At 61.1% G+C, this 15393-nt stretch carries 17 protein-coding genes and 1 pseudogene; 11 read left to right on the top strand and 7 right to left on the bottom strand.

Annotation, left to right across the window (positions count from 1 at the left end):
• Positions 1-322 precede the first annotated feature (322 nt).
• From C5F71_RS22845 to C5F71_RS22835, 3 genes are all read left to right on the top strand, one after another.
• Entirely contained in the window at positions 323-772 is a 450-nt protein-coding gene (locus C5F71_RS22845; protein ID WP_104912002.1) for a hypothetical protein, read from the top strand.
• Positions 773-1107: 335 nt separating this feature from the next.
• Positions 1108-2001 (top strand): sensor histidine kinase, encoded by an 894-nt coding sequence (locus tag C5F71_RS22840; RefSeq protein ID WP_029298101.1) that lies wholly within the window; start codon positions 1108-1110, stop codon positions 1999-2001.
• A complete protein-coding gene (locus C5F71_RS22835) occupies positions 1998-2657 on the top strand; it encodes a response regulator transcription factor (protein WP_104912001.1) in 660 nt (219 codons plus the stop codon). Before C5F71_RS22840 ends, C5F71_RS22835 begins: the two co-directional genes overlap by 4 nt.
• Here the strand turns inward: C5F71_RS22835 and yegS are convergent.
• The 3 genes and pseudogenes from yegS to moaB all read right to left on the bottom strand — a co-directional run.
• A pseudogene (gene yegS, locus C5F71_RS22830) lies at positions 2619-3543 on the bottom strand (lipid kinase YegS); the annotation flags it as partial. The gene C5F71_RS22835 and the pseudogene yegS sit on opposite strands and share 39 nt — an antisense overlap.
• An 87-nt stretch (positions 3544-3630) precedes the next feature.
• Positions 3631-4857: a gephyrin-like molybdotransferase Glp gene (gene glp, locus C5F71_RS22825; RefSeq protein WP_104912000.1), complete on the bottom strand. Its 1227-nt coding sequence runs from the start codon at positions 4855-4857 to the stop codon at positions 3631-3633.
• Positions 4841-5380 (bottom strand): molybdenum cofactor biosynthesis protein B, encoded by a 540-nt coding sequence (moaB, locus tag C5F71_RS22820; RefSeq protein WP_029298095.1) that lies wholly within the window; start codon positions 5378-5380, stop codon positions 4841-4843. The genes glp and moaB overlap by 17 nt, the downstream gene beginning before the upstream one ends.
• A 76-nt stretch (positions 5381-5456) precedes the next feature.
• On the opposite strand from moaB, the gene mobA reads away from it, so the two are divergent.
• Positions 5457-6059: a molybdenum cofactor guanylyltransferase MobA gene (gene mobA, locus C5F71_RS22815; protein ID WP_104911999.1), complete on the top strand. Its 603-nt coding sequence runs from the start codon at positions 5457-5459 to the stop codon at positions 6057-6059.
• Positions 6060-6139: 80 nt separating this feature from the next.
• Positions 6140-6361 (top strand): YgdI/YgdR family lipoprotein, encoded by a 222-nt coding sequence (locus C5F71_RS22810; protein ID WP_029298091.1) that lies wholly within the window; start codon positions 6140-6142, stop codon positions 6359-6361.
• Positions 6362-6429: 68 nt separating this feature from the next.
• Here the strand turns inward: C5F71_RS22810 and C5F71_RS22805 are convergent, their stop codons facing one another.
• From C5F71_RS22805 to C5F71_RS22795, 3 genes are all read right to left on the bottom strand, one after another.
• The gene (locus C5F71_RS22805) at positions 6430-7320 is read right to left on the bottom strand and encodes a pseudouridine synthase (RefSeq protein ID WP_070995464.1); all 891 of its coding nucleotides are present in this window, start codon (positions 7318-7320) and stop codon (positions 6430-6432) included.
• A 50-nt stretch (positions 7321-7370) separates the two neighbouring features.
• Entirely contained in the window at positions 7371-7706 is a 336-nt protein-coding gene (locus C5F71_RS22800; protein WP_029298086.1) for a hypothetical protein, read from the bottom strand.
• Between the two features lie 74 nt (positions 7707-7780).
• On the bottom strand, positions 7781-8017 hold the full coding sequence (locus tag C5F71_RS22795) for a glutaredoxin family protein (RefSeq protein ID WP_029298085.1): 237 nt from the start codon (positions 8015-8017) through the stop codon (positions 7781-7783).
• A gap of 154 nt (positions 8018-8171) precedes the next feature.
• Between C5F71_RS22795 and C5F71_RS22790 the strand changes: the two genes are divergently transcribed.
• The gene (locus C5F71_RS22790) at positions 8172-9902 is read left to right on the top strand and encodes a monovalent cation:proton antiporter-2 (CPA2) family protein (RefSeq protein WP_029298083.1); all 1731 of its coding nucleotides are present in this window, start codon (positions 8172-8174) and stop codon (positions 9900-9902) included.
• Here C5F71_RS22790 and C5F71_RS22785 read toward each other — a convergent pair.
• On the bottom strand, positions 9889-11097 hold the full coding sequence (locus C5F71_RS22785) for an ammonium transporter (protein ID WP_029298081.1): 1209 nt from the start codon (positions 11095-11097) through the stop codon (positions 9889-9891). The two genes, C5F71_RS22790 and C5F71_RS22785, sit on opposite strands and share 14 nt — an antisense overlap.
• 354 nt (positions 11098-11451) lie before the next feature.
• Here C5F71_RS22785 and C5F71_RS22780 point away from each other — a divergent pair, with 354 nt between their 5' ends.
• From C5F71_RS22780 to C5F71_RS22760, 5 genes are all read left to right on the top strand, one after another.
• Positions 11452-11766: a YqjD family protein gene (locus C5F71_RS22780; RefSeq protein ID WP_029298079.1), complete on the top strand. Its 315-nt coding sequence runs from the start codon at positions 11452-11454 to the stop codon at positions 11764-11766.
• A gap of 2 nt (positions 11767-11768) precedes the next feature.
• Entirely contained in the window at positions 11769-12155 is a 387-nt protein-coding gene (locus C5F71_RS22775) for a phage holin family protein (protein ID WP_029298076.1), read from the top strand.
• Entirely contained in the window at positions 12152-12493 is a 342-nt protein-coding gene (locus C5F71_RS22770; RefSeq protein ID WP_029298074.1) for a hypothetical protein, read from the top strand. The genes C5F71_RS22775 and C5F71_RS22770 overlap by 4 nt, the downstream gene beginning before the upstream one ends.
• Before the next feature lie 94 nt (positions 12494-12587).
• Positions 12588-13751 (top strand): EAL domain-containing protein, encoded by a 1164-nt coding sequence (locus C5F71_RS22765; RefSeq protein ID WP_104911998.1) that lies wholly within the window; start codon positions 12588-12590, stop codon positions 13749-13751.
• A gap of 72 nt (positions 13752-13823) precedes the next feature.
• Complete coding sequence (locus tag C5F71_RS22760) at positions 13824-15155, top strand: deoxyguanosinetriphosphate triphosphohydrolase (protein WP_029298069.1); 1332 nt, start codon at positions 13824-13826, stop codon at positions 15153-15155.
• Positions 15156-15393: the final 238 nt, after the last annotated feature.

The following is a 15393-nucleotide window of genomic DNA, read 5'->3' as shown; positions in this document are numbered from 1 at the left end:
AACCTGATATTCGCGATATCCAATAGCCATTAATGTGACGCCATTCTCATTGCATGAATGGAGTCAGGCTTTTGTTTGCTATCGCAAGCCCACGGCCCAAGGGCCTTCCAGGCATTAACACCTGGGCAATCGAAGTAATGCGAACGCCTCTGGTTGTTTCCACTGCAAGCAGCACCAGCAGTCGCGACGCTGATCATTCAAATAAAAGTACTACTCAAAATTCAGAAACGAACTACAGACTTCGGTCATATTTCGGCGCTAGTTTGAAGCCGTTGCCCCGGTGGGGCGTCTCATTATCTGACCGTATGTTGTGGAGACTTTCATGATGAACGACGGTAAAGAGTGGCAAGACGCACTTCCCGAGTTCCTCCTGGAGGCAGAAATGCTGCTGGCCAAGTCGGAGGAATGCCTGACTCACCTGCATTTGATCCGCAACGATAACGATGCCATCGACTGCATGAAAAACAGCCTGGTCAAACTGGCCGAAAAGGCCGACGCCATGGCACTGCCCGCCATTGGCAACTTTTCCCGGCATATCCAGGACCTGATCTGCAACGCCCAAAGCCCGATGCAACTCCACGATGCGGCACTCGCCGCCCTGCACGACTGCCTGACGCTGCTGGCCTGGCAACTGGAACTGATCGATATCAAGACCGGCAAACTCAGCCTGGATGACGCTGAGCAAACCACGTTGATTGAAACCGTTGCCCAGCAGATCCCACAGAAGGATGCTGGCGCTCATTATCGCCACTCCATGCCCCACGCCTCCTGAACCTGGCGCTCGGTTAATCCAAGCCACGGACGCGCGCCCAACTAATACCCCGGCAGGTATTTAGCCAGCCAACTATCAATAAGCCAGTATTGGTAATAACGATGCAAAACTTGATTAACAGTACAACTAGACCCGCTGAACTAAGCACTGCACCAGGCGACCAACGGTAATTGTTGGTGGTACCATTAGCACGTTCGAAGTGGCTGACCGTGATGATGTAATAAAAGCCGAGAAGCACCTCGAACCAACACCAAACCCAATCGTTTTCCAAACAGAGCCCGGTCGGCGGTCATGACCGGTCTACCCGCAGCGAACCTCCATCGGCTCCATCTGCTATGTACGCCAGCCCCAAGTCACTTATCACCAGGTTCGTCTCCCCGGGCAATACCCGTTGGGTCACGCTTGGCCTGTGCCTGTGCGCGACGCTGGTCAGCCTTTGGGTGTATGCCCACGAAGCGCCGCTGCCGATCTTTTTGCTCGTGCTCAACCTCGCCGCCCTCGCCGCTGCGGGCCTGCAGCGTTGGCGCTCGCGCAAGTCCATCAAGTTCCAACCCCAGGAATTGGCCGACCGCCTGCTGCAGGTCCAGGAAAACGAGCGTCATCGCCTCAGCCGCGAACTGCACGACGATATCGGCCAATTGCTGACCGCCGCCAAACTGCAAAGTGACTGGCTGCAGCGCCGCCTGCCGGCCGACTTGCAGGAGCAATGCAACGTACTGTGCAACACCCTCAACGAAACCCTGGCCAAGGTGCGCGACGTATCGGCCATTCTCAACCCCCGGCAACTGACCAGCCTGGGCCTGGAAGCGAGCCTGCGTGCGCACCTGCTCAAGACCCTGGAAAACACCCCGGTGCACTGGAGCCTGGAATGCCAGCAACGCCTGACCGGGATTCCGGAAGAGATGGCGGTCGCGGCCTTTCGTATCACCCAGGAGGCCGTGACCAACATGTTGCGTCATGCCCAGGCGCGCAACCTGCTGGTACGCCTGCAACGCTTGCCTCAGGGGCTATCCCTGTATATCAGCGATGACGGCCAGGGATTCCTGCCCGCCACCGACCCGGGCCTGGAAGGCCAACGGGGCATGGCTGGCATGTCCGAACGCATTGATCAATTGGGCGGTAGGTTGTCCGTCAGGAGCCAACCGGGCCTCGGCACGCGGATCGAAGCGCTGTTCCCCTGGGCGCCCCGCACCCTCGAACGGGCCAGTCCCCCTAAGGTTCTAGAGTGACCTGCAATTTACTTCTGGTAGATGACCACGCATTGATCCGCGCCGGCGTACGCGCACTGATCCTGGATATCCCCGGCTATGCCGTGATTGGGGAAGCCACCGATGGCGCGCAAGTGCTGGCACAATTTACCGCCCTGCAGCCCGACATCGTCCTGCTGGACCTGTCGATGAAGCACACCAGCGGCCTGGATGCATTGCAACAGCTCAAGCACGCCTACCCCAAGAGCAAAGTGCTGATCCTGTCGATGCACACCGATCCGCAATTGATCATGCGTGCCCTGGAGGCAGGTGCCCACGGCTACCTGCTCAAGGACACCACCGCCAATGAGCTGGAACATGCGTTGCTGGCGCTGCGCAACAACGAGCGCTACCTGAGCCCGGCCATCGCCCACACGGTGATCAGCCAGGCCCTGATCCACAGCCAGTCCCACCCGGCACCGCCGGCGCAACGCCACAACCTGACGGCACGCCAACTGGAAATCCTGCGCCTGATCGTACGCGGCAAGTCGACCCGGGAGATCGCCCACGGCCTGGGCCTGAGCATCAAGACCGTGGAAGCTCACCGCTCGCAAATCATGAAGCGCCTGCAGATTTTCGATGTCGCCGGCCTGGTGCTGTTCGCGGTGCGCGAGCAGATCATCAGCCTGGACGATTAGCCAGTAACGGCGAATCCACCGGCAAGTGCACCTGCAAAGCCTTGGGCAACGCGCAAAAACGCAAATCATCGCCCTTGAGCGGCTCGCCATCGAGGTTGATCGCCAGCCCTTCGGCCACCTTGATCTCCACCCACGGCAGGCGCGCCCGCACAAACATGTTGTCCAGGCCCCAGCCGTCGGTCATCAGGCTACGCAGGGTGCCGACCACTTCCTGGGGCGCGGGCAAGATGCTGATATCCAGCAGGCCATCATCGGCCAGGGCGCCTGGACACAGCTCATGCCCGCCCCCAGCCTGGCGACCGTTGCCAATGCCCAAGGCCAGCAACTCGCCACGCCAGTGAAAGTCCGGGCCCACCAGCTCCCCATAGGCCGCCCGCAGCTCGCTGAAACGCGACAGGCCAGTGAACAGATAGGCAGCACCGCCCAGCACCTTTTTCAGGTCCTCAGAGGTATTGGCCGTGACCTGGCTGCCAAAACCACCGGTGGCCATATTGAGGAAAACCTGCCCGCCAACCTCCCCCAGATCGATGGCCCGCGGCGCAGTATCCAACAGCTCCAGGGCCAGGCGCGGCTCCAGCGGTACACCGGCTGCACGGGCGAAGTCATTGGCGGTACCCAGGGGCATCAGCACCAGGCTGGCGTCAGTTTTCGCCCGGGCCATGGCCTCTGCCACGTCGCGCAAGGTGCCATCGCCGCCGCCCGCAATCAGGCGTGTGTAGCCGGCCTCCAGGGCCTCCCCCACCAGGCGTTGGGCATCGCCACCCTCCCAGGTGACGCGCACCGCCAACTCCCACCCCTGCTCGCGCTTGCCTTGCACTGCCGCCCGCACGTCTTCGTTGAGCGCTTGCTTGCCGTGCAGAATCAGCAGTGCCTTGGGTTTGCTCATGGAGTGAAGCTCCTATCGTTGGAGGGTACCTGAGGGATGTTGACCTTCGGCAGTCAGAAAAAAGCCATTGGGCTGTAAATTAATTCTTCAGCCCAGCAGTTCACTCAGAGGAATGAAGTTCACCCGGTCGCCGATGGCCAGGGTGGTTCCCTCCAGGACTTCCACCAATCCCTCGGCCCAAGCAGCACTGCGCAATACGCCGGAGCTTTGATTCTGGTAAATCACCGCCCGCCCGTGCTCCAGGCGCCCGCGCAGGTATTCGCGGCGGTTGCCAGGCTTGGCCCAGACGAACCCCACCGGGACCTCGAAACGCAGGGGCTGCACCGCTTCGACACCTTGGCGGCGCAGCAGGTAGGGCCGTGCCAGCAGGGCGAACGTGACCAGGGTGGACGCCGGATTCCCCGGCAGGCCGATCACCGGCACCCCACGGAAGTGGCCGAATGTCAGGGGCTTGCCAGGCTTGATCGCCAGCTTCCACAAGGCCAGCTCGCCCTCCTCGCGTAGTGCGATCCCGAGGAAGTCGGCTTCCCCCACCGAAACACCACCGGTGGACAGGATCAGGTCCACCGAACCCAGTGCCCCCAGGCGGCTACGGGTCAATTCCAGGTCATCGGGCAAGATACCGGCGTCGATCACCTCGCAGCCCAGGCGTTGCAACCAACTGCACAACACCCGCCGGTTGCTGTTGTAGATTTGCCCCGGCCCCAGGGGCAAGCCCGGTTCGATCAACTCGTCGCCGGTGGACAGCACTGCCACACGCACGCGCCGCACCACCGCCAAGCGATCGCGCCCCAGCGAGGCCGCCAGGCCCAGCTCAATCGGGCCAAGCCGCGTACCGGCTGCCAGGACTTCTTCGCCGACCGTGGTTTCCTGACCCTTGGGCCGAATGTTTTGCCCTACGTGCAGTGCCTGGGTAAAGCTCACGCGCTGATCGGATTGCACCTCGGCATTTTCCTGCATTTCGACGCAGTCGGCGCCTTCAGGTACCGGGGCACCGGTGAAGATCCGCGCACAGGTTCCCGCCGCCAAAGGCTCGGGGGCCTGGCCGGCGAAAATGCGCTGGCTCACCTCCAGCGGCTCACCCTTCCAGTCGGCCGTGCGCAAGGCGTAGCCATCCATGGCACTGTTGGGCCAGGGCGGCAGGTCGAGGGTGGACACCAGCGCCTCAGCCAACACGCGGCCGTCGCACTCGGCCAATGGCAGGTGTTCCTGCTCACGGATTGGTGCGGCCTCAGCCATGCTCAACAGGCGCTCGAGTGCTTCTTCTACCGGCATCAACGCACCGGTTTTACCCGGCTTACCCACGGGATTCACACGGTTCGGCCAGCTTGAGGTGCGGCACGAAATTGCACGGGCGGTGACGGGCATCCAATTGCTCAGCAAGGATCCCATCCCAACCGGTACGCACTGCATTGGTGGAACCCGGCAGGCAACACACCAGGGTGCCATTGGCCAGGCCGGCCAAGGCGCGGGACTGCACAGTGGAAGTGCCGATATCGGCGACCGAAATCTGCCGGAACAGCTCGCCAAACCCGTCCACTTGCTTGTCCAGCAGGCAACTGACAGCTTCCGGGGTGCTGTCGCGGCCAGTGAAGCCGGTCCCACCGGTAATCAGCACCACTTGCACCACGTCCTCGGCGATCCAGTGCGCCACTTGCGCACGGATTTTGTAGAGGTCATCTTTGAGCAGTACCCGTTCGGCCAGGCGATGGCCGGCCGCAAGCAGGCGGTCAACGAATACCTGCCCGGAGGTGTCGGTTTCCAGGGTGCGGGTGTCGCTGACGGTCAGTACAGCGATGTTAAGAGGTACGAAAGGCGCATCAGCCTTGGCTTTCATGGCTCGGTCCGGTTGTCGAAGGAACAGCCCGATGTTATATCACAGCCCCCTATTTCACTGCCGCTGCGGAGCCGTCATGCCACTCAATTCTTCGCCCCTGCCCTGCTCCATCCTATTGCTGGCCGGCGGTCGCGGCCAGCGCATGGGCGGGCTGGACAAGGGCCTGCTCGACTGGCACGGACAACCGCTGATTGCCCACCTGCATCAACGGGTGCGAGCGTTGACCGACGACCTGATCATCTCCTGCAACCGCAACCAGGCGCAGTACGCCACCTATGGCGACCAATTGGTTAGCGACGACAGTCCAGACTTCCCGGGCCCCTTGGCCGGCATCCGTGCCGGGCTGGCCTCCGCACGCCATGAACACCTATTGGTATTGCCCTGTGATGTGCCGCACATCGACGGGCAGTTGCTGGCAGACCTGCTCGAAACCGCCCGCCAACACCCACAGGTGCCGGTGATGATCCGTCATGGCGCATTCTGGGAACCTCTGCTCTGCGTCATACCGACGCGCCTGCGCGACGCAGTGGAAGATGCCTGGCGGGCTGCAGAGCGCAGCCCGCGCCAGATCCTCCTGAAATTGGGGGCCCAGGCGCTCGACTGCGCAGAAAATGACCCGCGCCTGGCCAACCTCAATACACCAGAGTTGTTGCACCCACGCCCCGGCGTGTCAGAATGAGCGCTATACAAGGAACTTTGCCGACGTTGCATACGTCACAAGGTCAGAACTCAACACAGCATTACTCTCGGAGAAGACTCATGACCCAACGGACCATCGCCGCTCTCATGCTTGCACTGGGCCTTGCTACCCTCGCCGGTTGCGCCTCGCCAACAGTGATCACCCTGAATGACGGTCGCGAAATCCAGGCTGTCGACACCCCTAAATTCGATCAGGATTCGGGCTTCTACGAATTCGAACAACTGGATGGCAAGCGTACCCGCATCAACAAGGATCAGGTTCGCACCGTTAAAGACCTGTAAGTCTTAACGCCAGATACGACGAAGCCCGCTTTTGAGCGGGCTTTGTTGTATCTGGGGGGTGGGAAACATCACCACTCAAGCACGATCCTACTGCTGAAACTGCGCTCCTCGCCCGTCACCGGGTCGATAAACCGTACGCCCTGGGCCAGCAACTTGAGCGGGTTGGCATAATCATCCACGGCATCCTTGACGACCTCGGGGTAAAACGGGTCATTACAGATGCTCGCGCCCAACGCCGTCATATGCACGCGCAGTTGATGCTTCTTGCCCGTCACCGGAAACAGGCCATAACGCCATAGGTCGCCGTTTTTTTCGCGAACCTGCACTGCGGTTTCAGTGTTGCTCACACCAGGTCCTTCCTGCATGCGAAAGAACGGTTCACCCTCCACCAGGCGGCTCTTGTGCACCAGCGGAAATGTCAGTGCAGGCAAGGCCGGCGCAATGGCTTCGTAGAATTTATCGATCCGCCGGGTGGGGAACAGTTGTTGATACGCCGAGCGGCTTTGCGGGTTGGCAGAGAACAGCACCAGCCCGGCGGTATGGCGATCAATACGATGCAACGGCACCAGGGACGGGTTGTCCAGGCGGCGGATCAGGCGGCGCAGCAATGTCTGCTCGACATACTCGCCGGCAGGGGTCACTGGCAGGAAGTGCGGCTTGTCGGCCACCACCAGATGCTCATCGGCGTACAGGATGGTCTCATGCACCGGAATCGGTTTTTCATCCGGCACTTCGCGAAAGTAGTGGATGCGCAAACCTTCCTTGTAGGCCAGGTCCACGCCGATGGGCTGGCCATTGCCATCCAGCACCCGGCCACGGGCGATACGGTCCAGCCACTGCTCGCGGCCAATGGCGCGAAAGTGCTCGCACAGGCAATCGAGCACCGTCGCCCAGGGGCCAGGCGGCAGGTACAGCGTACTGGCTTGGTTCTGGGCAGCGGAAAAACCGGTATCGGACATGCGTACACTCAAGGCCTGGAAAGACTAAGGGGGCATTATCCCCCAGAAGCTCAAGCCCTGACCAATTCGGCCCGCAGCACCGGCGAGGCACTGGCAGCCTCGGTGAACTCCTTGAGCCAGCGCAGTACGTCCACCGCCTCCCAGCGGCCGGGGTCGTACAACGCATACAACAGGCCCTGGTATCCCACCACGTCCAACTGCTTGTGATAACCGGCGCGCTGGAACAACGCTTCGATTTCGGCAAAGCAGGTATTGAAATGCACTTTGTTGAACGGCGTCTTGCCTTCCGTGACCAGGCCATCGAGCCGCAGCTCATTCACAGCATCACGCACGATATCGACGGACATGCGGTTGACGCTGCTTTTCAATTGTTCAACATTCACCACGGGTGTTCCCTCTCACTCAATCGCTGTACAAACATACAGTAACCGAATAATCAGCAACCTGCCATGGGTTGGCGCTAGATTAGAAAGGCAACCACCTGTTCAGTGTCGAACGGCCAGCCCAGTTCCGCGCCGGTATCAACCCGGCGCAGCACCGGAATGCTTAGGCCATAGGCTTCGAACAGCGCTTGCGAATCAGCGATATCCACCAACTCGACCAACAGCCCGTGTTCGACCAACGGCATGATTTCAGCTTCGGCAAGCTCACACAGATGGCAGCCCAGGGTGCCGAACAACTGGCATTCAGGAGGCATGACTTACAGACCCGATAAGAAACAGGTACTCATTCTAGGCCCCACGAAAAACCTCGTCGAGTCATGACAAAGACCTGATCCAGATCACCATGGCCTATAACTGATTCAGCGATTCTCGCGGCTTTTTTCCTGCAACACCCCGACGGAGATGTCTGTGTTTGCCAACCTGCTGATCATTCTTGCCTCATCCCTGGTCGTCATTGCACTGTTCCGCCGCCTGCAACTGCCGCCGGTGCTCGGCTACCTGTGCGTGGGCCTGGCCGTGGGGCCAACGGCCCTGGATTGGGTCAATGACAGCGAAGACCTGCCCGACCTCGCCGAACTGGGAGTGGTGTTCCTGCTGTTTTCCCTGGGCCTGGAGTTTTCCCTGTCCAAGATGCTCACCCTGCGTCGGGTAGTGTTTGGTCTTGGCAGTCTGCAAGTGTTGTGCTGCGGCGTATTGCTGGGGGCCTTGCTGCTACTGATGGGCATGTCGCCAGTCGCCGCGTTGCTGCTGGGGGCTGGGCTGGCACTGTCATCCACCGCCATTGTGAGCAAGGAGTTGACCAGCCTGGGGGAGATTTTCAGCAGCCACGGGCAGAACGCGATTGGCGTGCTGTTGTTCCAGGATGTGGTCGCGGTACTGCTGCTGACCCTGGTCCCGGTATTTGCCGGCAGCAGCGAGCAGGCCTGGTACTGGGCCCTGCCCCTGACCCTGGGCAAGACCGTGGTGTTGTTCCTCGGCCTGCTGCTCGCCAGCCGCTGGCTGCTGCCGCGCCTGTTCCACGAAGTGGCAGCCTCCCATTCGGCGGAACTGTTCGTGCTCCTGGCCCTGGTGATCGTCTTGCTCACCGCCTGGCTCACGCACTTGCTGGGCCTGTCGCCGGCCCTCGGCGCGTTCCTGGCGGGGATGCTGCTAGGTGAAAGCCACTACCGGCACCAGATCGAAGCCGATATCCGACCATTTCGCGACATCCTGCTGGGGCTGTTTTTTGTCAGTATCGGCATGCTGATCGACCTGCAGTTGTTCGTCAGTCACAGCTTGCAGATCCTCGGGCTGACCCTGGCGCTGATGTTGATCAAGGGCTGCGTCGTAGCCGCCCTGGTCAAGCTGCGCGGCAGCGATAGCGAAACCGCCTGGCGCAGCGGCCTGGCCCTGGCCCAGGGCGGCGAGTTCTGCTTTGCACTGATGGCACAGATGCAACTGAGCAATATGCTGCCAGGCGAAATCAGCAGCCTGCTGCTGGCAGCCACTTTCTGCTCCATGCTGCTCACGCCCCTGCTATTGCGGGCTGCACCCGCTATCGCGCTGCGCCTGCATCGCAAACCCAACCAGCAAGTGCAACTGGAAGCTATCACCGCGCTTAACGCAGAGTTACGCGGGCATGTAGTGATCTGCGGCTATGGCCGGGTCGGTCAATCCATCGGGCGCTTCCTGCGCCGTGAACAACAGGCGTTCATTGCCTTGGACGATAACCCCGAGCGCGTGCAGGAAGCCGCTACCGAGGACAGCAGCGTGCATTATGGTGATTGCCGGCGCGGCGCCCTGCTCAGCGCCGTTGGCCTGGAACGCGCGCGCCTGGTGGTGATTGCCGTGGACAACAGCGACGTGGCCCTGACAGTGCTCAAGGAGGCACGGCGGATCAACCATAAAGTGCCGATCCTGGTGCGCACCCGCGACGACAGCCAGTTGACTGAACTGAAAGCCGCCGGCGCCAGTGAAGTGGTGCCGGAGCTGCTGGAGTCGAGCCTGATGCTCGCGTCGCACGCAATGATCATGCTCGGCCTACCCGACCAGCAGGTACGCGACCGGGTCGACGAGGTGCGGCGCAATCGCTACCGCTTGCTCCACGGTTTCTACCCGCACACGGACGACACCCGTGAAGCCCCGATCAATCCTGACTGACTGCGCCGATCTTATGGATCGACAAGTCCGCACCGTAGTACTCCTCTTCCTGGCTCAAGCGCAGGCCGCAAAGGCGCTTGAGCACCCCGTACACCAACAACCCGCCAGCCAGGGCCACCACCACCCCCAGGGCGGTACCGATCAACTGGCTGATCAGGCTCACACCGCCCAGCCCACCCAAGGCACTCTGGCCGAAGATCCCGCAGGCAATCCCGCCCCACACACCGCACAGGCCATGCAGCGGCCACACACCCAGCACATCATCGATCTTCCAACGAGCCTGGGCGGCGATAAAGCACCAGACGAACAAGCCACCGGCCACCACACCGGTAACCAATGCGCCGACCGGGTGCATCAGGTCGGAACCCGCGCAAATCGCCACCAGCCCGGCCAGCGGACCATTGTGCAAGAAGCCCGGGTCGTTACGCCCAATCACCAGCGCCGCCACCGTACCGCCGACCATGGCCATCAGCGAGTTGACCGCCACCAGGCCGCTCACCCCGGACAGGGTCTGCGCGCTCATTACGTTGAAGCCGAACCAGCCGACGATCAATATCCACGAGCCCAGCGCCAGGAACGGAATGCTCGAAGGTGCGAACGCCACCAGGCGCCCATCGCGATAACGGCCCTGGCGCGGGCCCAGCAGCAACACTGCCGCCAGCGCCAGCCAGCCGCCCATGGCATGGACCACCACGGAGCCGGCAAAGTCATGGAATGCTGCGCCAAAAGTCGCCAGCAACCAGGCTTGCAGACCGAAGTTGCCATTCCACACCATGCCCTCGAAAAACGGGTAGATAAACGCCACGATCAACGCCGTGGCGCACAACTGAGGAACAAAACGTGCACGCTCGGCAATGCCGCCGGAGATGATCGCCGGGATGGCTGCGGCGAAGGTCAGCAGGAAAAAGAACTTCACCAGCCCATAACCGTGGTCGGCACTGAGCACCGCGGCCGGCTGCATAAAGCTGACCCCATAGGAGATCCAATAGCCTATAAAGAAATATGCCAGGGTCGACACTGCAAAATCACTGAGGATTTTCGACAATGCGTTGACTTGGTTCTTCTGCCGCACCGTCCCGACTTCCAGGAACGCGAAGCCGGCATGCATCGCCAGGACCATCACCGCGCCGATCAGAATAAACAGCGTATTGGAGCTGTGGACCAGGGTGTCCACCGCGCTTTGCACATTTTCCATGGGGATTGGCAGGCCTGCAGTTCAGGAAAAAGCACCAAAGCAGGTCATTGCCGGATGATCGCGCACTAAATTGGCACCGGGTGCTCTACCCTTCTCAGAGGGTATGAGCCGCTTTGGCGCAATGACGATTGAATAAGGCAGTGACTTGCGGGTTTTTCCACGGGTTTTAGTGATTTAGGGTAAGGTTTTTCAAGGCTTTGGCCGAAACCGCCCACATTGCGCGCAAGCCTTGCGGCTGGCGCACCAAGGCAAAGCAAAAGCTGTACCAGACAATTGCAGTGAACCTTCACCGATGCCGGCGACTCTCAACCAAAACCTTGCAAAAGCATCAGACAGCCACTCACGGAGATAACCATGGCCAGAAAAACGGCAAAGACTGCTCAAGAGATACTGATGGAAGATTTCCAGACCTTGGTCAGCGACACTGAAAAGCTGCTGGACGACACCGCGATTCTCGCCGGGGACCAGGCTGATGAGCTGCGTTCAAAGATCCACGACAGCCTGCTACAGGCTCGTGAAACCTTGAAGTTGACCGAAGATTCCCTGCGCGAACGCGGCAAGGCGGCAGTCACCGCCACCGAAGACTACGTCCAGGCCAACCCGTGGCAATCCGTTGGCATCGCTGCCGGCGTGGGCTTTCTGATCGGCCTGCTGGCTACAAGGCGCTAATCATGTCTATCGGCGAAACCGGCTCGTCCTCGGGCCCAAGCTCCACATCGCGGCGCCTCGGCGCAGCAGTCCTGGGCTTGCTGCACAGCCATGTCGAGCTGTTCGGCATCGAGTTACAGGAACAGAAGGCACGCACCGTCAGCCTGCTGCTGTTTGCCGGCCTAGCGCTGGTATTTGCCCTGTTGCTGCTGGTGGGGTTATCGGCGCTGGTCATGATCCTCGTCTGGGACACCTACCGCCTGACCGGGATCATCAGCCTTTGCGTGTTCTACGTACTGGCCGCAGCGTTCTGCGGGCTGCGGTTGAAGGCGGCGGTGTTTGATGAATCCACGCCTTTCCATGCCACCCTCGAAGAGCTGGCCAACGACCGGGAGCGCCTGCTGCCATGAGCCTGACTGAACTGCCGCAAACCAACTCCCGGCGGGAGATGCGCAAGGCCTTGATCCGCCTGCGCATGGAAATGCACCGCCAGGAAATTCGCCACGAGTCACAGCAATTGCTGCTGCCCCTGCAAAAGGTGCGCAACATGGGCCAGAGCTGGCAAGACGGGTTTGGCATCAAGCATGCGCCGCTGTGGGGCGTCGCGGCGGTGACCCTCCTGGGATTCTTCACCGGCAAAGGCGCCAAGGGTGGCAGTATCGGCACCATGACCCGCCTGGTGCGGCTCGGCGCAGGCCTGATCCCCTTGATCAAGCTGGCCATGCAGGGTGCCTCCCGCAAGCCCTGAGGTAACTGGCTGCATTCTTGCAAACGGATCAGGCCCGGTTCCCTCCCTGTAGGGGCCGGGCCTTTTTCATGCCCAAGCATTTTAAGGAGGCTCTGTGATTGACGGGCAACCGCTCGCCTGTTTCCAACCCTTTATCGACACCGCTACCGGCCGCATCGCCGGGGTGGAAGCATTGGGCCGCCTGCTGCAGGCAGATGGCCAACTGCAGTCGGTCGGCCCGTTGTTCGCCGACGCTCGCACGCCCACCTCGGCGTTGCGGCGCCTGGACCGCAAGATCCGCGACAACGCCCTGAGCCGCCTGCACGAAGCGCCTGAAGACTGGTTCCTGAGCCTTAATATCTCGCCGCGCTGGATCTCCCTGCTGCGACCGGGCCAAGCTCTGCCCAGCCTGAAGCAGTTGCAAGCCCATGACGTCGATCCAAGGCGCATCGTGTTTGAGATTACCGAGCTGGGAGGTGATAGCCGGCGTCTGGCAGAAGTCGTATCCCGCTACCGTGAAGCCGGCGCACGAATTGCCATTGATGATTTTGGTGCCGGGTATTCACAACTGGATCGGGTCCTGGCCTTGCGCCCGGACATCCTCAAGCTGGATATGCGCCTGTTCCAGGCCGCCGCGTTGGGCGGCCCGAGCGGTGAGGTGGTGCGCGCCCTGGCGCAAATGGCGGAAAAAACCGGCTGCTGGATCATTGCCGAAGGCGTGGAAACCGAGGCGCAACTCAGTTTTGCCCTTGAATGCGGGGCACGTTATGTCCAGGGCTACCTGTTTGCCCAGGCGCAACTGGACTGGTTCACTGCCGATGCATTCGTCCCGCGTTTCGCCGTACTACGCCAGGCTTACGTGCAGCAGAAACTGGCCGAGCGCGGGCGCATCATGCTGCTGCGCCAGCAACTCATCGAACTGATGCAGATCCTGCAAGGCTGGGCCCTGGCCCAGGCGCCACTCAGCCGGCTGCCATGGCTGCCGGGGTTTCCCAGGTTATTGCGGTTTTATCAGTGCGATCGCCACGGCACCCAACTGACGCCAAACTTCGAATGGCGCCAGGATGCCTGGCAAGCCGACAGCCGCTACCTGGGCCACAACTGGTCATGGCGGCCTTATTTCTATCATCTGCTGGCCGAGGGCTGGGAGGAACGCCGCTTGATTCTGTCCAGCACTTACCGCGATGCCACGACCAATCAATACTGCCTGACAGCAGGACAATTCTTCGATAACGGTCAGCGCTTGCTGTTAATCGATATTGACGCTGCCGGCCTGTAGTTTTTCGCTTGCTCCGGGCACGCCGAACCGGGAAGCTGGAGCCCGATATTCATCCCACGGAGAGCCCCCGCCTTGGATTGGCCTACCCTGCTTACCCGCGAACGCCTCGGAAAATCCCTGCACAGCCCGGAAGAGTTGGGCCGCAGCCCGTTTCACAAAGACCATGACCGGATCATCTTCTCCGGGGCCTTTCGCCGCTTGGGCCGCAAGACCCAGGTTCATCCGGTGACGAGCAACGATCATATCCACACGCGGCTCACCCACTCGCTGGAAGTCAGCTGCGTGGGGCGCTCCCTCGGTATGCGCGTCGGCGAGACCATTCGCAGCGCCCTGCCCGACTGGTGCGACCCCAGTGACCTGGGGATGGTGGTGCAATCGGCCTGCCTGGCCCATGACATCGGCAACCCGCCGTTCGGCCATTCTGGCGAAGATGCGATTCGCCACTGGTTCCAGCAGGCGGCAGGCCGTGGCTGGTTGGATGACATGAGCGGCGCCGAGCGCAACGACTTCCTCAACTTCGAAGGCAATGCGCAAGGGTTCCGCGTGCTGACGCAATTGGAGTACCACCAGTTCGACGGCGGCACACGCCTGACCTATGCAACCCTGGGCACTTACCTCAAGTACCCCTGGACCGCCCGTCATGCCGACTCCCTGGGCTACAAGAAACACAAGTTCGGCTGCTACCAGAGCGAGCTGCCGATCCTTGAACAGATCGCCCAGAAACTCGGCTTGCCTCAACTGGAGGAACAACGCTGGGCGCGCCACCCACTGGTCTACCTGATGGAGGCGGCCGACGACATCTGCTACGCCTTGATCGATCTGGAAGACGGCCTGGAAATGGACTTGCTGGAGTATGCCGAGGTCGAATCACTGCTGTTGAACCTGGTGGGCGATGACTTGCCGCAAACCTACCGGCAACTGGGGCCCCAGGACTCCCGGCGCCGCAAACTCGCGATTCTGCGTGGCAAGGCGATCGAGCACCTGACCAACGCCGCCGCACGGGCGTTCGTCGAACAACAGCCGGCGCTGCTGGCCGGGACCCTGCAAGGCGACCTGGTGGAGCATATGCATGGCCCGGCCAAACGTTGTGTACTGAATGCCAAGGACATGGCACGCAAGAAAATCTTCCAGGACAAGCGCAAGACGCTGCATGAGATCGGCGCCTACACCACCCTGGAGATCCTCCTGAACACCTTTTGTGGTGCAGCCCTGGAACAACATGGCGGCCGTACCCCGTCTTTCAAGAATCGACGCGTCCTCGATTTACTGGGTAATAGCGCACCCCATCCTGATTGGTCGCTGCACCGTTCATTCCTGCGCATGATCGACTTCATCGCCGGCATGACCGACAGCTACGCCAGCGAAATGGCCCGCGAGATGACTGGGCGTTCGCACCCTCAATGAACCGTGGCCCGGGCAGGCTTTCCTGCCTGGGCACTTACCTCGAAGAATCGACCTACGCTGGCACCAGAGCGGCCTGATCGAATTCGCCCCAACACCCGATGAATAATCACCGCTCTCTGATCCAACCCAGCGATCAGCTCCTACATTCACGCCAACCCACGATCGCCCAGCGCCTGGTTCATTGGGCAATTCAACACAGGCAATGGCTTGCACTTTGCGCCTGCAGCTACTTCCACGG

Source organism: Pseudomonas sp. LG1D9, assembly GCF_002949995.1.
In the GTDB taxonomy this organism is placed as follows: Bacteria; Pseudomonadota; Gammaproteobacteria; order Pseudomonadales; family Pseudomonadaceae; genus Aquipseudomonas; species Aquipseudomonas proteolytica.
This window is presented reverse-complemented; position numbering and strand designations above follow the sequence as displayed.

Coding starts and splice junctions, on each gene's coding strand:
- C5F71_RS22780 (WP_029298079.1), top strand. CDS start 11,452: ATGGCCAGAAAAACGGCAAAGACTGCTCAAGAGATACTGATGGAAGAT.
- C5F71_RS22845 (WP_104912002.1), top strand. CDS start 323: ATGATGAACGACGGTAAAGAGTGGCAAGACGCACTTCCCGAGTTCCTC.
- C5F71_RS22785 (WP_029298081.1), bottom strand. CDS start 11,097: ATGGAAAATGTGCAAAGCGCGGTGGACACCCTGGTCCACAGCTCCAAT.
- C5F71_RS22795 (WP_029298085.1), bottom strand. CDS start 8,017: ATGCCTCCTGAATGCCAGTTGTTCGGCACCCTGGGCTGCCATCTGTGT.
- mobA (WP_104911999.1), top strand. CDS start 5,457: ATGCCACTCAATTCTTCGCCCCTGCCCTGCTCCATCCTATTGCTGGCC.
- C5F71_RS22770 (WP_029298074.1), top strand. CDS start 12,152: ATGAGCCTGACTGAACTGCCGCAAACCAACTCCCGGCGGGAGATGCGC.
- C5F71_RS22810 (WP_029298091.1), top strand. CDS start 6,140: ATGACCCAACGGACCATCGCCGCTCTCATGCTTGCACTGGGCCTTGCT.
- C5F71_RS22840 (WP_029298101.1), top strand. CDS start 1,108: ATGTACGCCAGCCCCAAGTCACTTATCACCAGGTTCGTCTCCCCGGGC.
- C5F71_RS22775 (WP_029298076.1), top strand. CDS start 11,769: ATGTCTATCGGCGAAACCGGCTCGTCCTCGGGCCCAAGCTCCACATCG.
- moaB (WP_029298095.1), bottom strand. CDS start 5,380: ATGAAAGCCAAGGCTGATGCGCCTTTCGTACCTCTTAACATCGCTGTA.
- C5F71_RS22805 (WP_070995464.1), bottom strand. CDS start 7,320: ATGTCCGATACCGGTTTTTCCGCTGCCCAGAACCAAGCCAGTACGCTG.